Raw genomic sequence first — 24669 nt, 5'->3', positions numbered from 1 at the left:
GCCTCGGGCGGCGCGACGGTCAGCTCAGGTCGACCTCGGCGCGGTCGGGGTCGCGCAGGTCGGTACCGGCGTCCAACCAGCGCTGGCGCATCGCGGTGGCGCCGTGCACACGCTTGTAGGCCGCCTCGTTGGCGGTCATCGGCAGCAGCGGAAGGAAACGCACCGGCGCGGGCCCGCCGGCTGTCTCAGGCGGCTCACCGTCGCCGCCAGCTGGGCCGCCACGCCCGAGCTCGACGTCGGGAACCAGCCCGCCCGGCTCGCCGACCAGGACCGCGGTGAACCGCCCGCCCTCCCACAGCGGCTCACCCAGATCGAGCCCGCTGCCGGCGACGACGGGCCGGCCCTCCACCACCGGGACGGACGCGAGAACCGCCAGGGCACGGGCGGCGCTGTCCCGGCGTCCGCGCAGCGAGAGAACGAGCTCGGCCCGCGGGCCGGCGGGGTCCCGAACGGTCGCGTCCGCGGGCGTCATGGGCTCCCGCGCCATCCCCAGCGTCACGTAGCGGACGACGCCGTCGGAGTCCGGGCCGAACCGAAGGACCTCGATCGGGTCCGTGCCGAGAAAGGTGAGGCTGGCCCGGCCGCTGTCCGGGCCGAACCATCCGGTCAGGTGGCCCTCGACCCGCCGCAGGACGTCGTCACCGCCGAGCGGCTGCCCCGCCCAGGCGAGGTTGTCATGCATCGGATCGTCGGTTGCGCTCATAGCGGTCGATCGTAGGATCACGACGCCGCACTTGTTCGTTTCCACGGCGGGCCTGGTGTGACGGCGGATCGGAGAGTCAGATGGCACAGGTGCTCGGCAAGGGTGCGAACGCCGCGCTGCCGGCGACGGACCTGCGGGTCGAGATCTCGTCGTCCACCCCGCTGGACATCGCCGCGCTGCTGCTCACGGCGTCCGGCAAGGTGCGCGGCGACGCGGATTTCGTCTTCTTCAACCAGCCGGCCGGTCCCGGGGTCCGCCTCGCACCGCCGTCCGCGCTGGAGTTCACCCTCACCGCCGTGCCGGCCGACATCGACAAGGTGGTCGTCACAGGCAGCCTGGACGGATCAGGGCCGCAGACGTTCGCCGCCGTCCGCGGTCTGACGGTCGTGGTCCGGGACCGGGGCGGCCAGGAGATCGCGCGCTTCGACCCGGCCGGGCTGAGCACCGAGACGGCGCTGGTGCTCGTCGAGCTGTACCGCCGTTCCGGTGCCTGGAAGGTCCGGGCGGTCGGGCAGGGGTACGCCTCCGGGCTGGCCGGGATCGCCACCGACTTCGGCATCACGGTCGACGACCCGGGAACCGGCAACACCGGTTCCGCGGCGCCCGCCGCCTCACAGGCGCCGCCTCCTCCGCCGCCGGCACCTCCCGCGCCGCCCGCGGGCCCGTCGCAGTGGGACGCCCCGACCCAGGTCGTGCCGTCGTCGCCGGGGGGAGCGCCGTGGGGCCCGCCGCCTGGGCCGCCACCTGGCCAGCAGCCGCCACCCGGTCAGCCGTGGGGCCCGCCGCCGGGCCAGCAGTGGGGTCCGCCTCCGCCGCCGCCTCCCGGGGGCCAGCAGTGGGGTCCCCCACCCGGCCAGCAGCAGTGGGGTCCGCCGCCTCCGCCGCCGGGCCAGCAGTGGGGTCCGCCGCCGCCACCCGCGGGGGGTCAGCAGTGGGGCCCGCCGCAGGGCGGGCCGGCCCCGGTCGCCGGTGCGGCCGCCGGCGCAGGGAAGATCAACCTCGACAAGGGGCGCGTCTCGCTGCGCAAGGGGCAGAGCGTGTCGCTGGTCAAGACCGGTGCGCCCCCGCTGGTCCGGGTCCGGATGGGGCTCGGCTGGGATCCCGCCCAGTTCGGCAAGTCCATCGACCTCGACGCCTCGTGCATCCTGTTCGATGATCGCGGCAAGGACGTGGACAAGGTCTGGTTCATGTCGAAGAAGGGCGCCCGTGGGGCGGTCCGCCATTCGGGGGACAACCTGACCGGTCAGGGCGAGGGCGACGACGAGACCATCATGGTCGACCTCGCGGCCCTGCCGCCCAACGTGATCACGTTGATCTTCACGGTGAACAGCTTCCAGGGGCAGTCGTTCACCGACATCCGTAACGCGTTCTGCCGGCTGATCGACGATCAGACAGGCCAGGAGCTGGTCCGCTTCGACCTTTCGGAGTCGAAGCCGGCGACCGGTCTGGTGATGTGCCGGCTGCAGCGGGAGCCGGGCGCGCCCACCTGGGCGATGACGGCGATCGGCGAGTTCCATGACGGGCGAACTGTCCGCGCCATGGTCGGCCCGGCGCGCCAGTACCTCTGAGCGGCGCCGGCCCTGCTGGCCGGTTGGCGCCTCTGGCCGGTTGGCGCCTCGGAGCGGTCGGCGCCTCGGAGCGGTCGGCAGCGCCGAGCGGTCGGTGGCGCCTGGTGTCCGGCGGTTACCGAACGCCGAACGGGTGAGGCGACCAGTGGTGTGTCGCGCGTGGTCTCGCGGCCCGCGGGTTGCGACGCCCCGACACGCGGGTAGCCTCCGCCCGTGACCGCTGTGTCTGTCCCTGCCAGCCCCCCGGCCAGAGGCCACCGATGACCGCCCGGCCGGGTCCGTCCCGGGTCTACTGCCGACGTCTCGCCGGCCTGCTGGTGCTCGACCCGAACGGGGACCAGGTGGGCCGGGTCCACGATGTGATCGTCACCCTCCGGCTGGGCCATGAGCCCCCGCGGGTGCTCGGTCTTGCCGTCGAGGTGCAGCGCCGGCCGATCTTCGTGCCGATCTCGCGGGTCACCGGGGTCGAGTCCGGCGCCGTGGTGCTGTCGTCGGCCCGGCTGAGCTGGCGTCGCTTCGCGCAGCGCCCGAACGAGACCCGCGTGCTCGCCGAGCTGCTCGACCGCCGGGTGACCCTGCTCCCGCCGCCCGCGGACCGGTCCGCGGGCGGCGCCGCCGACCAGGGGCGCGAGGTGACCGTCGTCGACGCCGCCATCGAGCCGACCCGCACGGGCGACTGGATCCTCGACCAGGTCGCGGTCCGGGTCGGCCGGGGTCGCCGCGGCGAGGTCCGCACGGTCAGCTGGGACGAGGTGACCGGCTTCTCCCTGCCGGAGGAGGGCCAGGGCGCGGCGAACCTGCTCGCCGCGTTCGAGAAGCTGCGCCCCGCGGACCTCGCGTCGCTGCTGCACCATCTGTCGAGCAAGCGGCGGGCCGAGGTGGCGGCGGCCCTGGACGACGAGCGGCTCGCGGACGTCCTCGAGGAGCTCCCGGAGGACGAGCAGGTGGAGCTGTTGGGCGGTCTCGCCGCCGAGCGTGCCGCCGACGTGCTGGAGGCGATGGGCCCCGACGATGCCGCCGACCTGCTCGGCGAGCTGCCGACCGATGAGGCCGAACGGTTGCTGCGCCTGATGGAGCCCGAGGAGGCGGCTCCGGTGCGCCGCCTGCTCGTCTACGCGGACGACACCGCGGGCGGCATGATGACGAGCGAACCGGTGGTCCTCGCCCCGAACGCGACGGTCGCCGAGGCGCTGGCGCGCGTGCGCGCCCCCGAGCTGTCACCGGCGCTGGCCGCCCAGGTGTACGTGGTCCGTCCGCCCTATGAGACACCGACCGGGCGCTACCTGGGCCTCGCCCATTTCCAGCGGCTGTTGCGGGAGCCGCCCAGCACCCTGGTCGGCGGCGTCATCGACGTCGACATCACCCCGTTGCGTCCCGATACGCCGCTGCCCGAGGTGACACGCCACCTGGCTTCGTACAACCTGGTCGCGGCGCCCGTCCTCGATGACGCGGGACGGTTGGTGGGGGTGGTGACCGTGGACGACGTGCTGGACCACCTGCTGCCGTCGGACTGGCGCGAGCACCAGCTCGGCGCGGACGAGACGGACGGGGCGTCACCGGGCTTGCTGGGTGTTCCGCCGGCCGGTGATCCGGAGCCGGGTGGGCGCGGCGAGGTGGGTAGCGCGCCGGCGGCCACATGATCGGGCTGCTGCGCAGGCGGGCGGGGCGGCTCGACCAGCCGCACGCGTCGCGGCGGGTGAAGGTCCGGCCCAGCTATGAGCCGGATGCCTTCGGCCGCGTCGCCGAGCGGATCGCCCGGTTCCTGGGCACCGCCCGCTTCATCGCGGTGCAGACCGTGGTGATCGTGATGTGGGTGGTCTACAACATCGTGGCCCCGGCCTCGGTGCGCTTCGACAACTACCCGTTCATCTTCCTGACGCTGGCACTGTCCCTGCAGGCCGCATACGCGGCGCCGCTGATCCTGCTGGCGCAGAACCGCCAGGACGACCGGGACCGCGCGAATCTCGCGCAGGACCGGGAGGCGTCGGTGCGCCTGCAGGATGACACCGGCTACCTGGCCCGGGAGCTCGCCGCCATGCGGATCTCCATCGGCGACCTGGCCAGCCGGGACTTCCTGCGGTCCGAGCTGAGGGCGCTGCTCGCCGACCTGGACGGCGGGGGCTCCCGGGCGGAGAAGTCCCGTAAGGACAAGCGGGAGCGCCGTCGCCAGCGCGAGAGCGTGCCCAGCGCGCACAACGGGGCCGGAGGGAAGAACGGGGCTGGCAGGCCGGCAGGCCTGGCCCGGACGTCCAGCTCCGGCGGCACTGGTGGATCCGGCGGCACCGGTGGATCCGGCGCGGCGGGCGGCCCGGGGGAGCCCGCCGCTTCGCCTGACCCGCGGGAAAGCAGCTGACCCGCGCCGCCGCGCAGCGTCCGCAGTTCACACCAATAGCGACAAAAGGGCGCGGAGTCACTTGGTAATCCGCAAGGAGTGAGGATTCTGGTTGCTGCAGGCGCCAGAATCCTCACTCCTTGCTCGGAAGCGGCGGCGGCAGTGGAAGCCCGAGGCCTGGGACTCTGTGACGGGCGCTCCGATGGTCAAAATCCTTGCTTCACGCGGACTGCCGGGCACTCCACGCCCGTTTTGTCCGTATTGACGAGGCGTGCGGCGACCTAGATCAATATTGGCGGGCCTACGGCAGGTTGCCGCGGCAGAGGGTCAGTACAGCCAGCGCGATCTCGGCGCCCCGCGGGCCAAGCTCGTCCGCCCAGGCCGTGATGATCGCGTTCTCCCGCCCGTGCTCGACCCGCGGGCCGCCGGCTGCCGCACGCAGCGCCTGGACCTGGGCGGACAGATCCTTGCGGGTTGCCACGAGGGCGCGGATCCTGATGTCGATGTCATCGATCAGCTGACGACCCTCGTCGATGGAGGCGATGGTCGGCGCGGAGGTGGCGGGCGTGGCTGACTCGGAAGCCTCGGCGGCCGGTGAGGTCGTGGCGGAGCTTGCGGCGTCGACGACGTTCGTCACGGGTGGGGCCCTTCGGTAGGGCTCGGCGCGGCCCGCGCCACGAAGGACCCGGGTGTTGCCGGGCTGTGGTCTGAGCGGAGCCGCGTGCGATCAGCGGCAGAGCGGGGACCGAACCCGGCCCCCATAAAACCTTCGCGGTGGACGAAGACCGACCCGGCCGACACCCGGCCGCCCGATCCTGGCCTGTGGTGCCCCGATCGCCGCTGACAGAGCTGTGCTCTCCAGCGCGCGCGTCTGAGGCCCACCGAACTGCATGGACCGAGCATGCCAGGCGTGGTCCGCGCAGTCCAGAAGGTACGGATGTGAAGCCGGGCTCGTGACCCCCGGTGGCATGATCGGCAGATGGACCAGATGGAGCTGGCCGGGATGCCCCGCCGGCTGTTCTCCTGCACGCCGTCCCGGCTGGCTGCGTTCGAGGACTGCCCGCGCCGATACCGGATGACCTACCTGGATCGCCCGGCGCCGCCCAAGGGCCCGCCGTGGGCGCACACCTCCGTCGGCGTCAGTGTGCACAACGCGTTGCACCGCTGGTGGGACGTCCCGCTGCCGGCGCGGACTCCGGAACGCGCCGGCGGGCTGCTGCGCATGGCCTGGGTCACCGACGGTTTCCGTGACCGGGAGCAGTCGGCGGCCTGGCGGGAGCGCGCGGCGGCGATGGTCGAGGGATACACCGCCGGGCTCGACCCCGCCGCCGAGCCGCGGGCCGTGGAGCGTCAGGTGGCCACCCGCACCGAGCAGCTGGCCTTCCACGGCCGCGTCGACCGTCTCGACCAGCGGGACGGTGAGCTCGTCGTGGTCGACTACAAGACCGGGCGGCGCCCGCTCACCGAGGCCGACGCCCGTGGGTCGTCCGCGCTGGCGCTCTACGCCCTGGCCGCCGGGCGGATGCTGCGCACCCCGTGCCGCCGGGTGGAGCTGCACCATCTGCCCAGCGGAACGGTTGCCGTGGCCGAGCACACCGACGCCTCGCTCCAGCGGCATGTGCAGCGCGCGGAGTCCGTCGCGAGTGACATCACCGAGGCGACCGACCGGCTGCGCGCCGGTGCCGATGCGGATGCCGTGTTCGCGCCGAGCCCGGGCCCGCTGTGCTCCTGGTGTGACTTCCGGCGGCACTGCCCGCAGGGGCGCGCGGTATCGCCCGACCGGGAGCCCTGGGAGGGGCTGGCCGAATGACTGTGGCCGCTTGTTGTCGCCGGCGGTGACTCGCCGTGCAACCTGCGCGCCGGGCCGCGTCAAGGCTTCTAGGGTGGTGATTCTTCAGGGTTGCGCCGGTCGGCGCGGGTCGCCCGCCTGCCCTGGCGACCGCAACCCATATCCGTTCTGACCAGGTCGGGGGGCCGTACCAGTGCCGCGCAAGTTCTCCTACACCCACCGGGATCTCGCCAGCGCGTCGTGGCGCTCCGCCGCGGCGGGGGAGGGCGAGCTCAACCGTGTGGAGGTGGCGAGGGTCCCGGGTGGCATGGCCATGCGTGACTCGGACCAGCCTGTCGGCACGGTCCTGCTGTTCACCGACGCGGAGTGGGATGACTTCCTCGCCGGCCTCGCGGATGGCGAGTTCGACCTGACGTCCTGACGTCTGACGTCCTGGTGTACTCGGGGCGGTCTCCGCACGCCCGCCGCCCGGCCGTTCGCGGTCCCGGGACGGTACCGGAAGCGAGCCGGGCGGCGGGCTGGCCGACTCAGGCCGCTGACATCAGCATTCAGGCCGCCGGCGTCAGCTCAGCGCGCCGGTGCGGATGGCGCTGACGAACGACGACCAGGACCGTTCCGAGAACACCAGCGTGCCCCCGGCGCGGTCCTTGGAGTCCCGTACGAACGCCGAGCCCGCACCGGGTGCCCATTCGACGCAGTTTCCACGCGGCTGGCTGTAGCTGCTCGTCCGCCAAGCGAGGGACTCGACGCCACCCTTGCCGGCACCGCTTGTGTATGCGTTCACTCCACTTTCACCTTCTCAACTATGCGCATGATCATGGCGCCTGCCTCGTCGGGACCGAGAGCGCAGGCTCTGAGTTTGTCGAAGGCGACTTTATAGCGGCGAACCTCGTGTGCCTTTTCCAGGTACACCGCGCCGGAGAGAGCCTCCAGATAGACCACGGGTTGGTCTCTGGTATCGGGGAACTCGAAGAGGGTGAACGGAAAGCCCTGAGCCGGGTAGCCGCCGGCGCGGAAGGGGATCACCCCGATGACGACCCGCCCGCTGGACGCCTCCGCCAGCAGGTGCTCCAGCTGGCCGCGCAGGACCTCCGGCCCGCCGACCGGACGGCGCAGGACAGCCTCGTCGAGGAGGGCGTGGATGCGCCGCCCGGTCTGGCCGCGTCGCTTCTGCCGCTCCCGCTTGAGGGCCACCGTGCGCTCGGCCTCGGAGGGCGAGCCCTCACCGTCGAAGTCCATGGCGAGCGCGCGGGTGTACTCCTCGGTCTGCAGCAGGCCGGGGACGAGAACCGATTCGTAGGTGCAGATCGTGTCTGCGTCGCCCTCGAGGCCGATCAGCGTCTCCAGCCAGTCGGGTACCGCGTCGCCGAAGGACTGCCACCAGCCCTGTTCCTTCGACTGGCGCACCAGGTCGAGCAGGATCCCCCGCTCGGACGAGTCGTTCACCAGGTAGAGATCGAGCAGGTCGCGGACGTCGCGGACGCGGGCCGGGGTCCGCCCGGTCTCCACCCGGCTGATCTTGGATGGGGAGCATTCGAGGTGGCGTGCGGCGTCGTCCGCCGACAGCCCCGCCTGTTCCCGGAGTCGGCGAAGCTCGGCGCCGAGCCGCCGACGGCGCACTGTCGGACTTCCCCCGATGGTGAGCTCGGACATGGTGCCTCTCTATGGCCGTTTGGCTGATGCTTTGCGCGTCATCGCGGAGCGCGCGGCGCATGCCACGCCTGCCCGCGCGCCGAATCGGGTTCAAAGCGGCGGGGAGCGCGCGCTGAGCACACCGAACGGAAGAGCGAGTTCTGCCGTCACGGGGCTACCAGGTGTTCGTGTCATTTAAAAGAGTTAACGAAATATAACCGTTCGCATGCCAATGTAGCCTGAGCGTCATGATCTCAGCATAAGTTGGCTGGGGGTGGGAACAATGGATGCACAATCATCGTGAATGCACGTGCGTCGCTCACGGTTCTCGACTGACACTATGTGTCCGATATATTGCTTATGGTGGCCGGCGGGCGGCTCTGTCATGGGCCGTCACGGCTGCGCGGGGGGGATCATGATGGACGGTGGTTCGGCCGCCCGTACGACAGGCTGGCGCGGTCCGGCCTTCGACGGGTCCACCGCCGCGGGGGCGGCCCAACCGGCGGATCCTCGGCAGGCGGCCGCCGATCCGCGTGTCGGCGAGGAAAGCCGCTTCCAGGTCTTCGACGGTGACGGCCAGTTCGTGGGCATCTTCGAGACCTGGGAGGCCGCACACGCCTGGGGCCATCGGCGCGCGGCCGAGCCGCTCGCCCGGCTGCCGATCCGGATCGAGGACCAGCTCGACCGCCGGACCTGGACCGTCGAGCCGGGCCTGTGCCAGCTGGTCGTGGGGCGACGCCAGAACGATCACGAGCCGCCCACCTACGTCCCGGGGGTCGAGTCGTCAGCCGTGGTGGCCGGCGCACCGCCCGCCACCGCGGCATCGGGTACCGCGGCATCGCCGGGAGCGTGGAGCACTCGGGCCGCCGCGGGCCAGCCAGGCCGCCCCGTTCCCGGCGGTGGTGGCGGGCGCTGAGAGTCCGGCTCCCGGGGCCGGCGCAGCGTGTCCGCCGCGGCGGACCGGTGTGCGGAGCCGGCAGCCCGATGCGGTAGCTCGAAGCGGCAGCCCGAAGATCTGAGGATTCCGGTCGTGCTGGCGACCAGGATCCTCAGATCCTGCCCGGCAGCAGCGGCAGCAGCGGCAGCACGAAGCTAGGGCTTGCCACACGCTCCCGTGAGGGGGAGCGGCTCAGTGGGAGTGGGCCCGGAGAGGCAGAGGGTAGCCCGCGCTGGCAGCGCGGGCGTGGCCCCGTCGTACCTCGCGGGTCAGCGCGGTCAGATAGCGGCGGCCGGGTGCCCGGCCGATGGCGGCCGCCCGGAGCCGCCCGCCGAACCGCGCCGGATCGCGCACCATGTCCGAGCGCGCCGGGAGCAGGTAGCGCCCGCGCAGGTACTCGCCGATCCACCGGCCCTGCGGGCCGGCCAGGTCCGGGTCGGCGGAGACCTTGAACAGGCCTTCGAGCTCGATGTGGAAGACCCCGCCGAAGAAGTGGATCTCGCCCCATCGACCCGGGGCCGCCGGCGACGACGGATCGTCGCGCCAGGCCACCGGCGGTGCGCTCTCACCCGTGGTCGCCGCCGCGGCGCCGGGCGCGCCGGCCAGGTCAGAAGCGCCGGCCAGGTCGGACACGCCGGCCAGGTCGGACACGCCGGCCAGGTCGGACACGCCGGCCAGGCCGGTCCTGCCGAGCAGGTCGGGCGTGCTGACGAACACGACCGCGTCCTGATGCGCGAGGGCCGTCGCGCCGTCCCCGTCGTGCTGCGGGCCGGCGCCTGACAGCGTGAACGAGCGGCGCGGGCCACCATCGGCGGGCACGGGGCCCACGGCGAGCGGGCCGGGCAGGCGGGTGAGCCGGTCGACCAGCCCGAACCCGGCCAGCGACCGCTCGGCCGCGCGGGCTGCCAGGTCGCCGGCACTGCCACCGCCACTGGAGGCGAGCACCATGATCGGTTCCAGCCCGCCTTCGGTGAGGGCGATGAGCGCGGCCGCGCCGGCGGCCCCATACACCGCCGGATCGTCAGCTGCGGCGCCGACGCCGAGGACCACGGCCAGACGGGGAAGACGGGACACGCCGGCCGACTGTACGGCATGAGCCACCGGTGGGGATGACGACGTCACTCCGGGACGTCCCGCATTACCGTTGCGGGCATGAGTGTCGTGAAGATCAATGTGCTGACGGTTCCCCCGGCGATGCGGGAGACCCTCGAAGCGAGGTTCGCCGGCCGGGCCGGGATGGTCGAGAAGGCAGACGGGTTCGAGTGGTTCGAGCTTCTGCGTCCGCTGGAGGGGACCGACACCTACCTGGTCTACACCCGGTGGCGCAGCGAGGATGACTTCCAGAAGTGGCAGTCCTCGATGGCCTTCAGCGAGGGGCACCGGGCCGCCGGCGCGCAGACCGCGCCGCCAGCCCATGGCCATCCCGGGGGCGCCCCCTCCGGTGCGCCCGCGGGTGCGCCGGCCGGCGCACCGGGTGGTCACGGTGGGCCAGCCGCCTCCGGTGCGACTCTGTGGTCTTTTGAGGTCGTCCAGAGCGCGGCGCCGGCCGCCGGCTGACCACGTCCTCGTGGCGCGGCCCGCGCCGTCAGTCCTGTGCGCGTGGCGGGCGACGGGCGGCGCGGGCAGCCCTCTGCCTGGGGTGTTCGAACCTGGCTCGGTGCTCGGTGCTCGGTGCTCGGTGCTCGGTGCTCGGTGCTCGGAGCGTGCAACGGAATCCTGAACGCCGGGTTGGCTTCGCTGCCGGGCAAAAACTGAGGATCTTGATCGCGGCCCGGTGGGGCGACTCCGAAGAGTGAAGGATTCTGGTCGTCAGAACGACCAAGATCCTTCACTCTTGCGGATTGCCAGGCGACCGGCCGGGTGGACACGGACCGCCAGGGGCGTGGGGCCCGGGGACCGATGCCTCAGGACCGGCTGTCGGCGGCACCGCGGTGGCTCGCGTCCTCCACCTCGCCGACGAACTCCTCCACGACGTCCTCCATGGCGACGACGCCGAGGGTGCTGCCCGCCGCGTCCACCGCGCGGCCCAGGTGGCTCTTCGTCCGCTGCATGAGGCGGAGCACCTCGTCGAGGCGCAGGTCCACGGGAATCCGCACCATGGGCCGAAGCCGCCGCGGCACGAGCGGCTCGTCCCGGGCGTCCTCGGGGATCCCCAGGACGTCCTTCGCATGCAGGAACCCGGCCAGTTCCGCGGTCGTGCCCTGTTCCCGGCCGGGCCCGGCCGCCGGGGCACGGACGGGGAACCGGGAGAAGCCGGTCTCGGCGACGAACCTCTCCAGCTCGGTGGCCGTCACCGTCCAGGGCACGGTGACGATGTCCGCGCTCGGGACCAGCACCGTGCGCGCCGTGCGTACCGACAGCTCCAGCGCGTGGGTCAGCAGTTCGTGCTCGCCCTTGTGCAGCAGCCCTTCCTGCCGCGACTGGCCGATCAGCGCCCCGAGCTCCGAGGGTGTGTAGGCGGACGTCAGCTCGTCCGACGGGGTGACCCGCAGCAGCCGCAGGACCGTGTTCGCGAACGCGTTCAGGAACAGGATGAACGGCCGGACCAGGCGGGCGAAGGCGAACAGCGGTGGGCCCAGCCAGCGGGCGGCTCGTTCGGGGCCGGCGATGGCGAGGTTCTTCGGCACCATCTCGCCGAGCACCATGTGCAGCGACGCCACGATGCCCAGGGCGATCACGAACGCGATCACGTGCTGGGCGTCGTGGGGGACTCCGGCCGCGTCCAGGCCCGAGGCCAACAGGTGGGCGACGGCGGGTTCGGTGACCGCGCCCAGCGCCAGCGAGCACACCGTGATGCCCAGCTGGGTGGCCGCCAGCAGCGGGGAGAGATGCTCCAGATGGGCCAGGACGGCCTGCGAGCGTCGGTCGCCGCGCTGGGCCGTCGGCTCGACGCGGTCGCGCCGCGCCGAGATCAAAGCGAACTCGGCGCCGACGAAGAAGGCGTTCCCGGCCAGCAGCAGCAGACCAGCCGGAAAGGCGAGAAGGTTCATCGAGCCTTCTCCGTCGTCGACTCGGACCTGCGGCGGTCCTGACCGTGCCCCGTGAGATGCAGAAGGCTCATCGGTCGTCCGCCGCCGCGACGAGGCGGATCCGGTTGATCCGGCGGCCGTCGATCGACACCACGACAAGCTCGTGCCCGTCGACCCGGACGACGTCGTGCTGCTGCCCGAGACGTCCGAGCCGGGCCAGCATGAGACCGCCGACGGTTTCGTACGGCCCGCTGGGCAGGTCGACTCCGGTGTGCTCCCGGACCTCGTCCAGGCGGAGCAGGCCGGAGAGCAGCCACTGCCCCGGGCCGAGCGCGACGACGTCCGGTGCGGCTGGTCGGTCGTACTCGTCGGCGACCTCGCCGACGAGCTCCTCGACGAGATCCTCCATCGTCACGATGCCGTCCAGCCCGCCGTACTCGTCGATCACGACGGCGAGCTGCAGACCATGGCGGCGCAGGCGGTGCAGCAGCACCTCGCAGTGCAGCGAGGCGGGAACCAGCAGCGGGTCGCTCATGAACTCCGCCACCCGGCGCATCCCCCGTTCGGGGGGTGGTGCCCGGAACGCGTCCTTCACGTGCACGATGCCGACCACCTCATCGGCGGCCGGGGCGGCCGGTGGCGCGGCCCGCAGCACGGGGAAGCGGGACAGGCCGGTCCGCTCGGCCAGCGCCAGCAGATCCGTCAGGGAGGTGTCCACGTCGACCAGCACGGCCCGCACCCGTGGGGTCATGACGTCCGACGCGTGGCGGTCACCGAAGCGCAGCGACCGGCTCAGCAACGCGGCGGTGGTGGTGGGCAGGGTGCCATGCTCGGCCGACGATGTCACGATCGAGTCGAGCTCGGCGGACGAGCGCCCGGCGCGAAGCTCGTCCTGGGGCTCGACGCCGACCGCCCGGACCAGGGCGTTCGCGGCGCCGTTGAGGACACTGATCAGTGGCCGGAACACCCGCGAGAACAGCACCTGAGCCGGCGCGACGGCGCGGGCGACCCGCACCGGCTCGGAGATGGCCCAGTTCTTCGGCACCAGCTCGCCGAAGACCATCTGCGTCACGGTCGCCAGGACCAGCGCCAGCACGATCGCCGTCACCCCGCGCGGCGACGGGCCGATCCCGATCGCGGCCAGCGGCGGCCGCAGCAGGGTCGCGATCGCGGGCTCGGCGAGGTAGCCCACGGCCAGCGAGGTCACGGTGATACCCAGCTGTGCGCCGGAGAGCTGGAACGACAGCGACCGCACGGCGTGCAGCACGGTACGGTCCCGGCGCTCACCCGCGTCGACGGCCTGCTGGAGCTGATGCGGCTCGACGGCGACCAGCGCGAACTCGGCCGCGACGAACAGGGCGTTGCCGGCGATCAGGAGCACGGCCACGAACAGGTAGCCGGCGGCCTCAAGCATGCTGGTCGCTCCCTCGGGTCGGCCGTGTGCCGCGTGGTGCCTGTGTGTCGCGTGGTGCCTGTGGGGTGCGTGCCGCGTGGTGCGTGCCGTGTGGTGCATGGTGCCGGGTGCCGTCAGGTCCGGTGTCTCGGTGCCTGCAGGTCAGCTCCGGTGCTCGGCGGTGCCGGGAACGGTCCTGCCCGTCCGGGATGCCGGCAACACGGGCCGCGGCGTGGTACGCCCGACATGTCAGATCGGGTGCCCGCCGGTGCGCCCGTCCTGGGCTGGTTTGTCCCGCCAGCTGATGTACGCGAGAGATTCAGTCACAGATAGTGTTGTGATCAGTCGGTTTCAGTTGTCACACTGATCGATGTGGCCCGGGTCCTTGCTGTAGCCAACCAGAAGGGTGGCGTCGCGAAGACGACCTCGGTCGCCAGCCTCGGCGCCGCGTTGAGCGAGCTGGGGCGGCGCGTCCTGCTGGTGGACCTCGACCCGCAGGCCTGCCTGACGTTCTCCCTCGGCCTCGACCCGGACACGCTGGAGCTTTCCGTCCACGACGTGCTGCTCGGGAGGCTGCCACCGGGCATCGTCATCCGCTCGACCCCGGACGGAAGCGACCTGCTGCCGGCCACCATCGAGCTGGCCGGCTGCGAGGCCATCCTGCTCTCCCGGACCGGGCGCGAGCATGCGCTGCGGCTGGCACTGGGGGAGATCGCCGCCGAGTACGACTTCGTGCTGGTGGACTGCCCGCCCTCGCTCGGGGTCCTCACCATCAACGGGCTGACCGCCGCGGACGAGGTCGTCATCCCGCTGCAGTGCGAGACGCTCTCCCACCGCGGCGTGGGCCAGCTCCTCGACACCGTCGCGGACGTCCAGCGGCTCACCAACCCGCGGCTGCGGGTCCGCGGGGTGCTGCCCACCCTGTTCGACGGGCGCACCGCGCACAGCCGGGCGGTCGTCCTCGACGTGGAGACCCGCTATCAGGTCACGATCCTGGATCCGCCGATCGCCCGGTCGGTGCGGTTCGCCGAGGCGCCGGGCCTGGGGCGGTCGATCCTCACCACCGCCGGCCGTTCGAAGGGCGCCGAGGCCTATCGCGCACACGCCCGTGCGATCGCGGGTGGGGGTGGGGGTGCGGGGACCGATGGGGCCGCGAAGCCGTCCGCCGGTACCCAGGCCACCGGGCGAGGGGCGTCGCGTGGACGTGCGGGCGGCGAAGGCGAAGCGGGCGGTGCGCCGCGAAGCGCGCCGCGGCTGGCGACGCCCGCACCGGTTCAGGCAGTGCTCTCGGAAGCTGTGATGCCGGAAGCCGCAATGCCGGCAGTCGTGATGCCGGCAGTCGTGACGCCGGCAGCCGTGATGCCCGGTGCCGCGGTGTCAGGAGCGGTGTGAGCTCGAACGCGTCGGCGGGCTTCGACCGGTTGCGTCCCCGCACCGGAACAGGCGGCCCGGACGAGAACACGGGACGTCCCACGAACCGGGAGCGCGCCACCGGGCCACCCGGGCCACCCGGGACGCCCGCGAGCCCCGGTGCCCCCAGGTCGGTCCAGGTCGCCGGCGTGAGCACACCCGGAGCGTCGACCGGCCGGGACGCGCAGGGCAAGCGGGCCCTCTACAGCGGGGTGCGTCCGCCGGGGAACCGCAGCGCCGTTCTCACGGTCGACTGCTCCCGCTGCGGCCGGACGAGCACGGTCAGCCTGCGGCGGGCGCTGTGGGTGCTGACGCCGAGCGTGCACCTTCCGCTCCCGCGCCGGCATCCGTCGCTGCTGCGCTGCCCGGCCTGCGGGCGGCCGAGCTGGGTCAGGCTGGCGCTGCGCACCCGACCCTGACCCGTCTCGACCCTGACCCGTCTCGACCCTGACCTGTCTCGACCCTGGCTTGTCTCGACCTGCCTCAGACGCTCCGACAGACCGATTTCGACACCGATTTCGACAGACCGATTCGACCTACCTGAGGCTGACGCGACCCGCCTCAGGCTGACTCGGCGCGGCGGGCGTGGGTTTCCGCGGCGGAGTCCTCGTCGCCGTCGCCGCCCGACTCGGCCCCGGCGTCGCGAACGCTGCCGGTGCCGCGGCCCCGGCCACCACGGCGTCGCCGACGCCGCCGCGCGGGCTCGTCGGTGGAGTCGGTGGCGGTCAGCTCGCCGGCACCGTCCTCGCTGTCGCCGCCCAGGACCCGGACCGCGGTGACGGTCGCCGCCCGACCGGCGAGCCCGGCACCGTTGGTGTCGACGTCGACGTCGCTCACGGGGGCCGGATCGGTGCCCTCGACGGCGTCGGCCTCGCCGGCGACGGTCAGCCCGGTGGCGGCCGCAGCCGCGCCCGCACCGCGGGTGCGCTGCCGCACCCGGGTACGCGCCGGGCGAACGGCCTTCTCCTCCTGGTCACGCTCACGGGTGCGCTGGCGGGTACCGCGCCGGCCGCCGCCGCCGAGATCCTCGACCTCCTCCGCGGCCAGCCCTGCCCGGGTGCGCGCGGAGTGCGGCAGCGAACCCTTCACGTCGGCCGGGATGGCCAGCAGCTCGAAAAGGTGCGGCGAGGTGGAGTAGGTCTCCAGCGGCTCCTGGAACGGCAGTGCGAGTGCCTTGTTGACCAACGTCCACCGGGGCAGGTCGTCCCAGTCCACGAAGGTGATCGCGACGCCGCTGCCGCCGGCGCGGCCGGTCCGGCCGATCCGGTGCAGGTAGACGTTCTCGTCCTCGGGGCACTGGTAGTTCACCACGTGGGTGACGCCACCGACGTCGATCCCGCGGGCCGCCACATCGGTGGCGACCAGCACGTCGACCTTGCCGCCGCGGAACGCGCGCAGGGCCTGCTCACGCTGGCCCTGGCCGAGGTCGCCGTGGACGGCCGCCGCGGCGAAGCCCCGGCGGGCCAGGTCGTCGGCGACCTTGTCCGCGGTGCGCCGGGTACGGACGAACACCATGGCCAGGCCCCGGTCCGTCGCCTGCAGGACCCGGGCGAGGACCTCCATCTTGTCCAGCGCGTGGGCGCGGAAGACGTGCTGCTGGGTGTTCGGTACGGTGCGGCCCTCGTCCGGCTGCTCGGCGCGGACGTGCACCGGCCGGCTCATGAACCGGCGGGCCAGCCCGATCACCGGCCCGGGCATCGTCGCGGAGAACAGCATCGTGTGCCGCTGCTCGGGGAGGAACGCGATGATGCGCTCGACGTCCGGCAGGAAGCCGAGGTCGAGCATCTCGTCGGCCTCGTCGAGGATGAGGGTGCGCACCTGGGAGAGGTCGAGCGCCTTCTGACGGGCGAGGTCGAGCAGCCGGCCCGGTGTGCCGACGACGATGTCCACGCCGGCGCGCAGGGCGCTGAGCTGGGGCTCGTAGGCGCGGCCGCCGTAGACCGACAGCACGCGCAGCCCGCGGCCGAGGCCGGCGCGGGCGATGTCCGCCGTGACCTGGACGCACAGCTCGCGGGTCGGGACGACGACGAGGGCCTGCGGGTGGCCGTCGGCGCCTTCGTCCTGGGCCTGCACGACCTGGACGACGGGGATGCCGAAGGCGAGGGTCTTGCCTGTTCCGGTCCGTGCCTGGCCGATGATGTCGGTGCGGGCGAGCGCCAGCGGGAGCGTGAGTTCCTGGATCGCGAACGGCCGGACGATGCCGACCTCCGCGAGCGCGGCGACGGTCTCGGGCCGGACGCCGATCTCGGCGAACAACGGGGCCTCGGGTCGCTCCTGCGCGGGGACGTCACCCACGGCGGCGGCTGCTGCGGCTTCGCTGGTGGGCTCTGTGCTGGTGGCGAGCTCTGCGCTGGCTGTGGGCTCGGTGTTACCGGTGGGCTCGGTGTTGCTGGTGGCTTCGATGTCGGACGATGGTGTGTTTGTGACGGACAGCGGGACGCTCCTGGTCTGCTCTGAGCGGTGTCCTACGCTGAACCCGCTCGCGATATGCCGCGCGGCGCCAGCGGCCCGATTCCCGGGGCGGCGTCAGTCGAACAGCGGCCTGATGGCTGGGTGGTGTGATGACCACCGGCTGAGCCAAGGATAACCCGGGTCCCGCCCTGCGTGGGTGTGATATTGCAATGTTCTCGTTCTGTCTGTTCGCTGATCTGTGCGTGGCGGCGCTGGCCGTCGTCGGAATTCGTGCCCACAGACGCCACGCGGCACCGGTTCCGCTGTCGCCACCCCCTGCTCGGCAACGTGCCCGACACCTCGCGGGACTTCTGTCGTCGGCCTGCCGACATCCCACCTTCATGCCAACGACACATCAGCTCATGACGATCGAAATGCGACATTACGGTCGGTTTGGCAGGTCAACCTGGCCGAGGGGACGTGAGGGCGGCCCACCGACCCACCGGCCCGCCGGGCCGCGGTCACGTGGCCGGGGCACATGCGGGCACGTGGGCGCATGTTGGCGCACGTGGTGCTCGCCCGTCACGCGGGACGTCCAGCCCGCACGTGCGCACCGGCGCGATCGCCGGGAAGTGCCAGAATCACGCCGTGGCCCAGACTTCGCAGACCCACCTCGGAACTCCTACCGCCGACTCGCCTGGGCCCGCCGGCGAGCCGGTCGCGCCGGGAGGCGCGGACCCTGCTCTGGTCGACCTGCTGGGCCTGCTCGCCTTCGGTGAGCTGACCGCGTTCGAGCGGATGGCGACGGACGCCCGCATGGCTCCGACGCTGGCCGACAAGATCGAGCTCGGTCGGATGGCGGCGGCCGAGTTCGCGCATTTCGAGGCCATCGGGAACGAGCTCCATCGGCTCGGGGTGGACCTCGAGCAGGCGATGGCACCGTTCGTGTCCGCGCTGACGGCGTTCCACAACCTCACCGCGCCGTCGGACTGGCTGGAGAGCCTCGTAAAGGCCTACGTCGGGGACAACATCGCCGCCGATTTCTACCGGGAGATCGCCGGTCGGCTCGAGCCCGAGCCACGGTCGCTGGTCCTGAGCGTGCTCGCCGACACCGGCCATGCGGCCTTCGCCGTCGAACGGGTACGTGCCGCCATCGCCAGCAACCCGGTGATGGCGGGCCGGCTCGCGCTGTGGGCCCGTCGCCTGGTCGGGGAGGCACTGACCCAGGCGCAGCGGGTCGCGGCCGACCGGGACGCGCTCACCGGCCTGCTCGCCGGTGTGGGAGATCTGGAGGAGATCGCCGAGATCTTCAACCGCATCATGGCAGCACACCGCCAGCGCATGGCCGCCCTCGGCCTCTCCGCCTGAAGCGCCGGCTTCCGGCGGAAGCGCGCCGGCTTCCGGCCGCTGCCGGGCAGGATCTGAGGATGTTGGTCGCCAGAACGACCAACATCCTCAACTCTTCGACCTTCGAACGCGCGGTGCGGGCTGGGCGGGGGCCCTGTCCTCGGGACCACCCGAACCTCTGACCACACGGTGCCGGTGCCGGCTGGTGCCCGCTTCTCCAGCGGGCCAGCCGGCACCCGTTCAGCTTGTCAGCTGGTGCCGAAACCGACCCGGCGGGCCTCGGACTCCGCGATCTCGACGTAGGCGAGCGCGTCCACCGGGACGACGACCCGGCGCCCCTTCTCGTCCACGAGGGTGAGAAGTCCGGTCTTGCCACCGACCGCCTCGCTGATCAGCGACGCGACCGCCTCTGGTGACTGGGTGCTCTCCAGTACCAGCTCGCGGGCGACGTGCTTGATCCCGATCTTGACCTCCACTCGATGACCTCCGCGTGGTCGAGTTTGGCTGGGGGCGTTCTCCGTGACGGCGAGCGCCGCCGACGGGACGATCAGCGCCCACACTATGGCCTACGGGCCGCCGGGCGGGCTTGGTGGCCCGCTGTTCGCTCCGGGCACACGCCGGCTCCGGGCACACGCCGAACGCGGCCGGTCGCCGCGGCGCGCAGGATCATCCCGTGTGGTCGGAGCGTCCCGTGTGGTCGGCGCATCCCGCGCGATCAGGCCGGCTCGGCTGCCTCGACCTCGACCGGCGTGGTCTCGACGGGGGTCTCGCCCGCCTCGCCGTAGGGCGTCTGGCGGGGGTAGCCGGCGATTCCCCGCCAGGCCAGCTCCACCAGCTGCTCCACGGCGCGTTCCTTGGGGATCGTGGCGCCGCGCTGCAGCCACCAGCGTGCGCCCGACTCGGCCTGGCCGACCAGCCCGACCGCCAGCAGATCGGCCTCGTCCTGGGTGAGGCCGGTGTCCACGACGATGGTCGCCGCGATCGCGCGCACGCACTGCGCGAAGCTGTCCTCCACCCGCTGCCGGACGGCGGGCTCGCTGCGCAGGTCCGACTCCAGGACGAGCTGGTGCGCACCGCTGGGGTCGTTGACGAAGTCGAAATAGGCCCGGACGGACCGCTCGACGCGCACGTGGTTGTCAGTCGTAGAGGCCAGCGCGGCGCGCACCGCCGAGACCAGCCGTTCCGTGTGCTCGTCGACCAGTGCCAGGTAAAGGTCGAGCTTGCCGGGAAAATGCTGGTAGAGAACGGGCTTGCTGACCCCGGCCCGCTCGGCGATCTCATCCATCGCCGCGGCGTGGTACCCGTGGGCGACGAACACCTCCCGGGCCGCGCCCAGGAGCTGGAACCGGCGCGCGCTTCGGGGAAGCCGGGGGGTGCGACCCGGACGCGACTGTGGCGCCGCAGGCTCGGCTGTCACCCGCGCACCTCCTGACTGATCACCGACGTTGGTCGACCACACCGTTCGCCGACTACACGGTGGCCGTCGGTGCCCAGCCACGTCGACATCTCGCCAACAGTACCCGCGTTGGCGCCCTCGGCCCTGGATGACCGGCTCGACCGGCTCGACCGGCCTAGCGGTATTCCTCCTCGTCGTCCTGGTCGACGACGAGGTTCTGCTCGACGGTGTCGAACTCGTCGGCCTCGGCGGGGCGGGTCACCCGGGGCCCGTCGGCCGTCGGAGTGTCCGCGCCATCCGCTGGGCGTAGCTCGCGGGACTGCTCGGCGGCATCGGCGTCCGGGACCTCCAGAAGCTGCTCGGTCGGTGAACTCATCAGGCGCTCCCCTCATCGCTTGCCGCTGCATCGCTTGCCGCTGCCGCCGGAGGTGGCTCGGCTCCGCCGGGTGGCTCGCTGCTCGCCGCCTGCCAGGGCCGCTCGTCACCTCCGGTGCGGCATTCCGGCCGCCTGGCACCGATACCCGCCATCGACGCACCCGACTCGGCGCTGGTTGGACTGGTCCGCACGCGACCCGGATCGACTTTCCGGTGGTCTTCCAGTGGCACACCATTGTGTTGACTCGAGTTGGGGAGTGAACATGCGTTCGATCTGGAAGGGTGCGATCTCCTTCGGTCTGGTGTCGATCCCGGTCCGGCTCTATTCGGCGACCCAGGAGCGGGATGTTTCGTTCCACCAGGTCAGACGCTCGGACGGGGTGCGAATCCGGTATCGCCGGGTGGCCGAGAGCGATGGCGAGGAGGTTCCCTACGCGGACATCGCCAAGGGCTACGAGCTGCCCGACGGTGAGACGGTGGTGCTCACCGACGAGGACTTCGCGAGCCTGCCGCTGACGACGTCCCGCTCGATCGATGTGCTGGAGTTCGTGCCTCTCGACCAGGTCGATCCGATCTACTTCGCGAAGAGCTACTACCTGGAGCCGGACCGCCCGGGTCTGAAGCCCTACGTGCTGCTGCGGGACGCGCTTGCCGGCTCCGGGCGGGTCGCGCTGGTGAAGGTCGCGCTGCGCCAGCGTGAGCAGCTCGCCACCCTGCGGGTCCGCGACGAGGTGTTCGTCCTGGAGACGATGCTCTGGCCGGACGAGGTGCGCGAACCGGACTTCGACTTCCTGGCCGAGGAGGTCGACGTCCGTTCGCAGGAGCTGGCCATGGCGGGCTCGTTGATCGAGACCCTGGCCGCGGATTTCGACCCGACGAAGTTCTCCGACGGCTACCGCGAGGCCCTGCAGGCCGTGATCGATGCCAAGATCGCCGGGCGGGAGGTCGTCGCCCCCGCCACCGGCGAGGCCGCGGGGGCACCCGCGGGTGACCTCATGGCGGCGTTGCGGGCGAGCATCGAGGCGGCCCGGGAGGGGCGCGGGGACGGCGCCGAATCCGGTGCGCTCGACGGGGCGACGGCGCGGGCACGTGGGGCACAGAAGAGCCCGGGCGCGAAGGCGGGCACGAAGAGCCCGACCGGTGGGAAGGCCACAACGGGAACCGCGAAGACGGCGAAGGTCACGAAGGTGACGGAGGGAACCGGGAAGACCACGACGGGCGCCAAGACCACGACGGGCGCGAAGGCCACCGTGGGAACACGGCGGCGCACCCGCGACGCTGCCCAGGAGGACACCGACCGCGGGCCGACGCGCCGTTCCGCCTGACCGCCCCCGCTGGGTGTCCCGCGCCCTCGGCCGTCCGTTCGGCCGTCCCGTTCCGCCTGGTGTGTGCCTTGCCGCGGGCCGGTCCGCTGTCGCGCGAGCCACTTCCCGGTGATGTGCGACATCGGGAACAGCGGAGCCGGGGGATGCGCTGCACCATGGTGGAGAATTCCGGGCGACCCGCCTGCGGGCGTGGTCGTGCGGGAGGGCACGCGAACCGTCGATCGCGGCTGCCGGCACCGGCGGCTGTGGCATCGTCGGGTGGGAACACTGGGCGTCTTCCATCGTCGACCCGGGCCCTCGGCTTCCCCGGCCCTGGGACGTGAGATGGAACGGCCCACTGAGAAGGCGAGGAGCAACGTGTCACTACCGCCCCTGGTCTCCCCCGCCGAGGGGCTGACCGTCGACGAGGTCCGCAGGTACTCGCGGCATCTGATCATTCCGGACGTCGCGATGGACGGGCAGAAGCGGCTCAGGAACGCCCGGGTGCTCGCCGTGGGCGCGGGTGGCCTGGGCTCGCCGACACTGATGTACCTGGCCGCGGCCGGTGTCGGCACGTTGGGCATTGTGGAGTTCGACGTCGTGGACGAGTCGAACCTGCAGCGGCAGATCATCCATGGGCAGTCCGACGTCGGCCGGAGCAAGGCCGAGTCCGCGCGGGACGCCGTTCGTGAGATCAACCCGTACGTGAACGTCGTGATCCACGAGACCAGGCTGGACACCTCCAACGTCAAGGAGATCTTCAGCCAGTACGACCTGATCGTCGACGGCACGGACAACTTCGCGACCCGCTACCTGGTCAACGACGCCTGCGTGCTGCTCGGCAAGCCGTACGTCTGGGGTTCCATCTACCGGTTCGACGGCCAGGCGAGTGTCTTCTGGGCCGAGCACGGCCCCTGCTACCGCTGCCTCTACCCGGAGCCGCCGCCGCCCGGCATGGTGCCGTCGTGCGCGGAGGGCGGTGTGCTCGGCGTGCTGTGCGCGTCGATCGGGTCGATCCAGACCACGGAGGCCATCAAGCTGCTGACCGGGATCGGCGAGCCGCTCGTCGGCCGGCTGATGGTCTACGACGCCCTGGAGATGACCTACCGCTCCATCAAGGTCCGCAAGGACCCGGAGTGCCCGCTGTGCGGAAAGAACCCCTCCATCACGGAGCTCATCGACTACGAGGCGTTCTGCGGCGTCGTCTCGGAGGAGGCCCAGCAGGCCGCCTCCGGCTCGACGATCACCGCGGCCGAGCTCAAGGGCATCCTGGACGGCGGGGAGCCGATCGAGCTCGTCGACGTCCGGGAGCCCGCGGAGTGGGAGATCGTGCGGATCCCCGGCGCGCGGCTGATCCCCAAGGGTGACCTGCCGGCGCACCTGGCGGAGCTGCCGCAGGACCGGCGGGTCGTCGTCTACTGCAAGAGCGGGGTGCGCTCCGCCGAGGCGCTGGCGACCCTCAAGGCCGCCGGTTTCTCGTCCGCGGTGCACGTCCAGGGCGGGGTGACCGCCTGGGCGACCCAGGTGGACAAGACGCTGCCCGTCTACTAGCGCAGCGGCGCCGGACGTCGTCGGGGTGCAGGCCCCGACGACGTCGGTCCCGGCGCGATGCCGTCGCCGCTCCTGAGCAGCTCGTGACACATTCGATCGGGAGGCCGGGCCGGTGCCCGAACACAGGCTTCTGGGCGGGCCCGGCCTGACCCCCTATGCCGTCGCGGTGCTCGACGTGGTCGCCAGCATCCCCGTCGGCAAGGTGATGACCTACGGCGACATCGCGGAGTACGTCGGCGCCGGCAGCGGGCGGACCGTCGGCGCGGTGCTCGCGCGCCACGGCGGCGAGGAGGACGTCCCGTGGCATCGGGTGATCAGGTCCTCCGGGGAGCCGAACCCGGCCGCGCCGGTGGAGGCCCTGCGCCGGCTGCGCGCGGACGGCACCCCGCTGCGGCCCGCCGGTGACCGCGTCGATCTGCGGTCGGCCCGCTGGGACGGATCCTCGGCGGGACCGGATCTCGGCAGGACCGGGTCTCAGCGGGCGGTGAACCCGCCGTCCGCGGAGTAGACGCTGCCGGTCACCAGTGAGGCCCGGTCCGAGAGCAGGAAGTTCACGACCTCGGCCACCTCGTCGGCGGTGCCCAGCCGGTTGGTCGGCTGGAAGAAACGCGCGCCGCGCTGCCCGCGGACCATCGCGGTGTCGATGAAGCCCGGAGCCACCGCGTTGACGCGGATGCCCCGGGTCGCGTTGTCCAGCGCGGCGGCCTTGGTCAGGCCGATCACGCCGTGCTTCGCGGCGACGTACGCGGGTGTGCCGGGCAGGCCGACGGTGCCCAGGACGGACGCCATGTTCACGATCGAGCCGCCGCCGCTGGCGAGCATCGCCGGGATCTCCGCCCGCATGCTGTAGAAGACTCCGGACAGGTTCACGGCGATCACCTTGTCCCAGTCGGCCAGCGGGACGTCCTCCAGCGGCGCCCGGTCGGTCACCACCCCGGCGTTGTTGACCGCCAGGTCCAGCCGCCCCTGCAGCTCGAACGCGGTCTGCACGGCTCCCGCCACCGCCTCGGGATCGGTGACGTCGACGACGGTCACCAGCGTGTCGCCGCCGGCCGCCTCGATCTGCGCGGCGACCTCCTTCGCCGCGTCGCCGTCCCGGTCGGCGAGGACCACGTAGGCGCCGGCGGCGGAGAGCCGGCGCGCGCAGGCGGCGCCGATGCCGGATCCCGCGCCGGTGACGAATGCGACCCGGCCGGCCAGATCTCCGCGCTCCGTGCCCGGAGCAGGTCCGGTTCCCGGCCTGGGACCTGGTGCGGATTCCGGCTCGGGGTCGTCCACGGGCAGGGCGCCGGGCCCGGAACGGACGCCTTGATCAGGCTGGATCCTGGTATTGCTCATAACGACTGACGGTGCCACGGACTGTCCGTGTGCTGCACCCATACCGACACCTTTGGTGCAATTCGTGTTCATCTTGTGCTGCTCCAAGGGTCCTGCGTCGGTCCTACGAGACTCCGTGCGGCGCAGCGTCGATCGCCTACGCCAGGCGTTGACGATCTTGACGGGCTGTCGTGATGAGCTGTGCTGTGTGGTCCGTGTTCCGTCTACCGCCCGCCAGCCGCTGCGGCGACCGTT

25 protein-coding genes are annotated in these 24669 nt (G+C 72.2%); 13 read left to right on the top strand and 12 right to left on the bottom strand.

Annotated features, from left to right (window positions below):
* Positions 1-19 precede the first annotated feature (19 nt).
* The gene (locus ACG83_RS06860; RefSeq protein WP_083473042.1) at positions 20-703 is read right to left on the bottom strand and encodes a suppressor of fused domain protein; all 684 of its coding nucleotides are present in this window, start codon (positions 701-703) and stop codon (positions 20-22) included.
* A gap of 80 nt (positions 704-783) precedes the next feature.
* On the opposite strand from ACG83_RS06860, the gene ACG83_RS06855 reads away from it, so the two are divergent.
* The 3 genes from ACG83_RS06855 (at position 784) to ACG83_RS06845 (ending at position 4624) form a co-directional block, all read left to right on the top strand.
* Complete coding sequence (locus ACG83_RS06855) at positions 784-2271, top strand: TerD family protein (protein WP_054565176.1); 1488 nt, start codon at positions 784-786, stop codon at positions 2269-2271.
* 260 nt (positions 2272-2531) lie between these two features.
* Positions 2532-3911 carry a magnesium transporter MgtE N-terminal domain-containing protein gene (locus ACG83_RS06850; protein ID WP_054565175.1) on the top strand — a complete coding sequence of 460 codons (1380 nt, stop codon included), beginning with the start codon at positions 2532-2534 and terminating at the stop codon, positions 3909-3911.
* Positions 3908-4624: a DUF1003 domain-containing protein gene (locus ACG83_RS06845; protein WP_054565174.1), complete on the top strand. Its 717-nt coding sequence runs from the start codon at positions 3908-3910 to the stop codon at positions 4622-4624. The genes ACG83_RS06850 and ACG83_RS06845 overlap by 4 nt, the downstream gene beginning before the upstream one ends.
* Before the next feature lie 280 nt (positions 4625-4904).
* Here ACG83_RS06845 and ACG83_RS06840 read toward each other — a convergent pair whose 3' ends face one another.
* The gene (locus ACG83_RS06840; protein ID WP_054565173.1) at positions 4905-5240 is read right to left on the bottom strand and encodes a chorismate mutase; all 336 of its coding nucleotides are present in this window, start codon (positions 5238-5240) and stop codon (positions 4905-4907) included.
* Positions 5241-5582: 342 nt separating this feature from the next.
* Between ACG83_RS06840 and ACG83_RS06835 the strand changes: the two genes are divergently transcribed.
* Positions 5583-6413: a PD-(D/E)XK nuclease family protein gene (locus tag ACG83_RS06835; RefSeq protein WP_054565172.1), complete on the top strand. Its 831-nt coding sequence runs from the start codon at positions 5583-5585 to the stop codon at positions 6411-6413.
* Between the two features lie 172 nt (positions 6414-6585).
* Positions 6586-6813 (top strand): DUF397 domain-containing protein, encoded by a 228-nt coding sequence (locus ACG83_RS06830; RefSeq protein WP_054565171.1) that lies wholly within the window; start codon positions 6586-6588, stop codon positions 6811-6813.
* 141 nt (positions 6814-6954) lie between these two features.
* On the opposite strand, the gene ACG83_RS06825 is transcribed toward ACG83_RS06830, so the two are convergent.
* Entirely contained in the window at positions 6955-7176 is a 222-nt protein-coding gene (locus ACG83_RS06825) for a DUF397 domain-containing protein (protein ID WP_006543224.1), read from the bottom strand.
* Positions 7173-8045, bottom strand: a complete 873-nt coding sequence (locus ACG83_RS06820; RefSeq protein ID WP_054565170.1) for a helix-turn-helix transcriptional regulator — start codon at positions 8043-8045, stop codon at positions 7173-7175. Before ACG83_RS06820 ends, ACG83_RS06825 begins: the two co-directional genes overlap by 4 nt.
* Before the next feature lie 397 nt (positions 8046-8442).
* On the opposite strand from ACG83_RS06820, the gene ACG83_RS43965 reads away from it, so the two are divergent.
* The gene (locus ACG83_RS43965; RefSeq protein ID WP_063792984.1) at positions 8443-8940 is read left to right on the top strand and encodes a hypothetical protein; all 498 of its coding nucleotides are present in this window, start codon (positions 8443-8445) and stop codon (positions 8938-8940) included.
* 213 nt (positions 8941-9153) lie between these two features.
* Here the strand turns inward: ACG83_RS43965 and ACG83_RS06810 are convergent, their stop codons facing one another.
* Complete coding sequence (locus ACG83_RS06810) at positions 9154-10035, bottom strand: hypothetical protein (RefSeq protein WP_063793017.1); 882 nt, start codon at positions 10033-10035, stop codon at positions 9154-9156.
* Between the two features lie 78 nt (positions 10036-10113).
* Here ACG83_RS06810 and ACG83_RS06805 point away from each other — a divergent pair, with 78 nt between their 5' ends.
* Positions 10114-10518 carry an antibiotic biosynthesis monooxygenase gene (locus ACG83_RS06805; RefSeq protein ID WP_054565168.1) on the top strand — a complete coding sequence of 135 codons (405 nt, stop codon included), beginning with the start codon at positions 10114-10116 and terminating at the stop codon, positions 10516-10518.
* A 347-nt stretch (positions 10519-10865) separates the two neighbouring features.
* Here the strand turns inward: ACG83_RS06805 and ACG83_RS06800 are convergent, their stop codons facing one another.
* Together ACG83_RS06800 and ACG83_RS06795 are read right to left on the bottom strand one after the other, a co-directional pair.
* Complete coding sequence (locus ACG83_RS06800; RefSeq protein WP_054565167.1) at positions 10866-11951, bottom strand: hemolysin family protein; 1086 nt, start codon at positions 11949-11951, stop codon at positions 10866-10868.
* 67 nt (positions 11952-12018) lie between these two features.
* Positions 12019-13344: a hemolysin family protein gene (locus tag ACG83_RS06795; RefSeq protein WP_054565166.1), complete on the bottom strand. Its 1326-nt coding sequence runs from the start codon at positions 13342-13344 to the stop codon at positions 12019-12021.
* A gap of 351 nt (positions 13345-13695) precedes the next feature.
* Between ACG83_RS06795 and ACG83_RS06790 the strand changes: the two genes are divergently transcribed.
* The gene (locus tag ACG83_RS06790; protein ID WP_054565165.1) at positions 13696-14715 is read left to right on the top strand and encodes a ParA family protein; all 1020 of its coding nucleotides are present in this window, start codon (positions 13696-13698) and stop codon (positions 14713-14715) included.
* Positions 14712-15152 (top strand): hypothetical protein, encoded by a 441-nt coding sequence (locus tag ACG83_RS06785; protein WP_054565164.1) that lies wholly within the window; start codon positions 14712-14714, stop codon positions 15150-15152. Before ACG83_RS06790 ends, ACG83_RS06785 begins: the two co-directional genes overlap by 4 nt.
* A 142-nt stretch (positions 15153-15294) precedes the next feature.
* On the opposite strand, the gene ACG83_RS06780 is transcribed toward ACG83_RS06785, so the two are convergent.
* Positions 15295-17028: a DEAD/DEAH box helicase gene (locus ACG83_RS06780; protein ID WP_347280161.1), complete on the bottom strand. Its 1734-nt coding sequence runs from the start codon at positions 17026-17028 to the stop codon at positions 15295-15297.
* A gap of 744 nt (positions 17029-17772) precedes the next feature.
* On the opposite strand from ACG83_RS06780, the gene ACG83_RS06775 reads away from it, so the two are divergent.
* Entirely contained in the window at positions 17773-18492 is a 720-nt protein-coding gene (locus ACG83_RS06775) for a ferritin-like fold-containing protein (protein WP_054565479.1), read from the top strand.
* Between the two features lie 227 nt (positions 18493-18719).
* On the opposite strand, the gene ACG83_RS06770 is transcribed toward ACG83_RS06775, so the two are convergent.
* The 3 genes from ACG83_RS06770 to ACG83_RS06760 form a co-directional block, all read right to left on the bottom strand.
* Positions 18720-18947: a DUF3107 domain-containing protein gene (locus tag ACG83_RS06770; RefSeq protein WP_006543213.1), complete on the bottom strand. Its 228-nt coding sequence runs from the start codon at positions 18945-18947 to the stop codon at positions 18720-18722.
* A gap of 239 nt (positions 18948-19186) precedes the next feature.
* Complete coding sequence (locus ACG83_RS06765) at positions 19187-19888, bottom strand: TetR/AcrR family transcriptional regulator (RefSeq protein ID WP_054565163.1); 702 nt, start codon at positions 19886-19888, stop codon at positions 19187-19189.
* Positions 19889-20042: 154 nt separating this feature from the next.
* Positions 20043-20243 carry a hypothetical protein gene (locus tag ACG83_RS06760; RefSeq protein WP_054565162.1) on the bottom strand — a complete coding sequence of 67 codons (201 nt, stop codon included), beginning with the start codon at positions 20241-20243 and terminating at the stop codon, positions 20043-20045.
* A gap of 262 nt (positions 20244-20505) precedes the next feature.
* Between ACG83_RS06760 and ACG83_RS06755 the strand changes: the two genes are divergently transcribed.
* The 3 genes from ACG83_RS06755 (at position 20506) to ACG83_RS06745 (ending at position 23605) form a co-directional block, all read left to right on the top strand.
* Positions 20506-21567 carry a Ku protein gene (locus ACG83_RS06755; protein WP_054565161.1) on the top strand — a complete coding sequence of 354 codons (1062 nt, stop codon included), beginning with the start codon at positions 20506-20508 and terminating at the stop codon, positions 21565-21567.
* A gap of 357 nt (positions 21568-21924) precedes the next feature.
* Entirely contained in the window at positions 21925-23097 is a 1173-nt protein-coding gene (gene moeZ / locus ACG83_RS06750; protein WP_054565160.1) for an adenylyltransferase/sulfurtransferase MoeZ, read from the top strand.
* A gap of 112 nt (positions 23098-23209) precedes the next feature.
* Positions 23210-23605, top strand: coding sequence for an MGMT family protein (locus ACG83_RS06745; protein ID WP_054565159.1), 396 nt, complete (start codon positions 23210-23212; stop codon positions 23603-23605).
* Here the strand turns inward: ACG83_RS06745 and ACG83_RS06740 are convergent.
* Complete coding sequence (locus ACG83_RS06740) at positions 23572-24507, bottom strand: SDR family NAD(P)-dependent oxidoreductase (protein WP_083473080.1); 936 nt, start codon at positions 24505-24507, stop codon at positions 23572-23574. The two genes, ACG83_RS06745 and ACG83_RS06740, sit on opposite strands and share 34 nt — an antisense overlap.
* Between the last annotated feature and the right edge of the window lie 162 nt (positions 24508-24669).

Origin of the sequence: Frankia sp. R43 (assembly GCF_001306465.1) — a bacterium.
Classification (GTDB): Bacteria; Actinomycetota; Actinomycetes; order Frankiales; family Frankiaceae; genus Parafrankia; species Parafrankia irregularis.
The sequence above is the reverse complement of the archived record's forward strand: the minus strand, read 5'-3'. Positions and strand labels throughout refer to the sequence as shown.

What these genes read in the sequence shown, in the direction of transcription:
- ACG83_RS06805 (WP_054565168.1), top strand. Translation starts at nt 10,114, where the DNA reads ATGAGTGTCGTGAAGATCAATGTGCTGACGGTTCCCCCGGCGATGCGG.
- ACG83_RS06755 (WP_054565161.1), top strand. Translation starts at nt 20,506, where the DNA reads ATGCGTTCGATCTGGAAGGGTGCGATCTCCTTCGGTCTGGTGTCGATC.
- ACG83_RS06855 (WP_054565176.1), top strand. Translation starts at nt 784, where the DNA reads ATGGCACAGGTGCTCGGCAAGGGTGCGAACGCCGCGCTGCCGGCGACG.
- ACG83_RS06850 (WP_054565175.1), top strand. Translation starts at nt 2,532, where the DNA reads ATGACCGCCCGGCCGGGTCCGTCCCGGGTCTACTGCCGACGTCTCGCC.
- ACG83_RS06740 (WP_083473080.1), bottom strand. Translation starts at nt 24,507, where the DNA reads ATGAACACGAATTGCACCAAAGGTGTCGGTATGGGTGCAGCACACGGA.
- ACG83_RS06800 (WP_054565167.1), bottom strand. Translation starts at nt 11,951, where the DNA reads ATGAACCTTCTCGCCTTTCCGGCTGGTCTGCTGCTGCTGGCCGGGAAC.
- ACG83_RS06795 (WP_054565166.1), bottom strand. Translation starts at nt 13,344, where the DNA reads ATGCTTGAGGCCGCCGGCTACCTGTTCGTGGCCGTGCTCCTGATCGCC.
- ACG83_RS06860 (WP_083473042.1), bottom strand. Translation starts at nt 703, where the DNA reads ATGAGCGCAACCGACGATCCGATGCATGACAACCTCGCCTGGGCGGGG.
- ACG83_RS43965 (WP_063792984.1), top strand. Translation starts at nt 8,443, where the DNA reads ATGGACGGTGGTTCGGCCGCCCGTACGACAGGCTGGCGCGGTCCGGCC.
- ACG83_RS06760 (WP_054565162.1), bottom strand. Translation starts at nt 20,243, where the DNA reads ATGAGTTCACCGACCGAGCAGCTTCTGGAGGTCCCGGACGCCGATGCC.
- ACG83_RS06845 (WP_054565174.1), top strand. Translation starts at nt 3,908, where the DNA reads ATGATCGGGCTGCTGCGCAGGCGGGCGGGGCGGCTCGACCAGCCGCAC.
- ACG83_RS06835 (WP_054565172.1), top strand. Translation starts at nt 5,583, where the DNA reads ATGGACCAGATGGAGCTGGCCGGGATGCCCCGCCGGCTGTTCTCCTGC.
- ACG83_RS06820 (WP_054565170.1), bottom strand. Translation starts at nt 8,045, where the DNA reads ATGTCCGAGCTCACCATCGGGGGAAGTCCGACAGTGCGCCGTCGGCGG.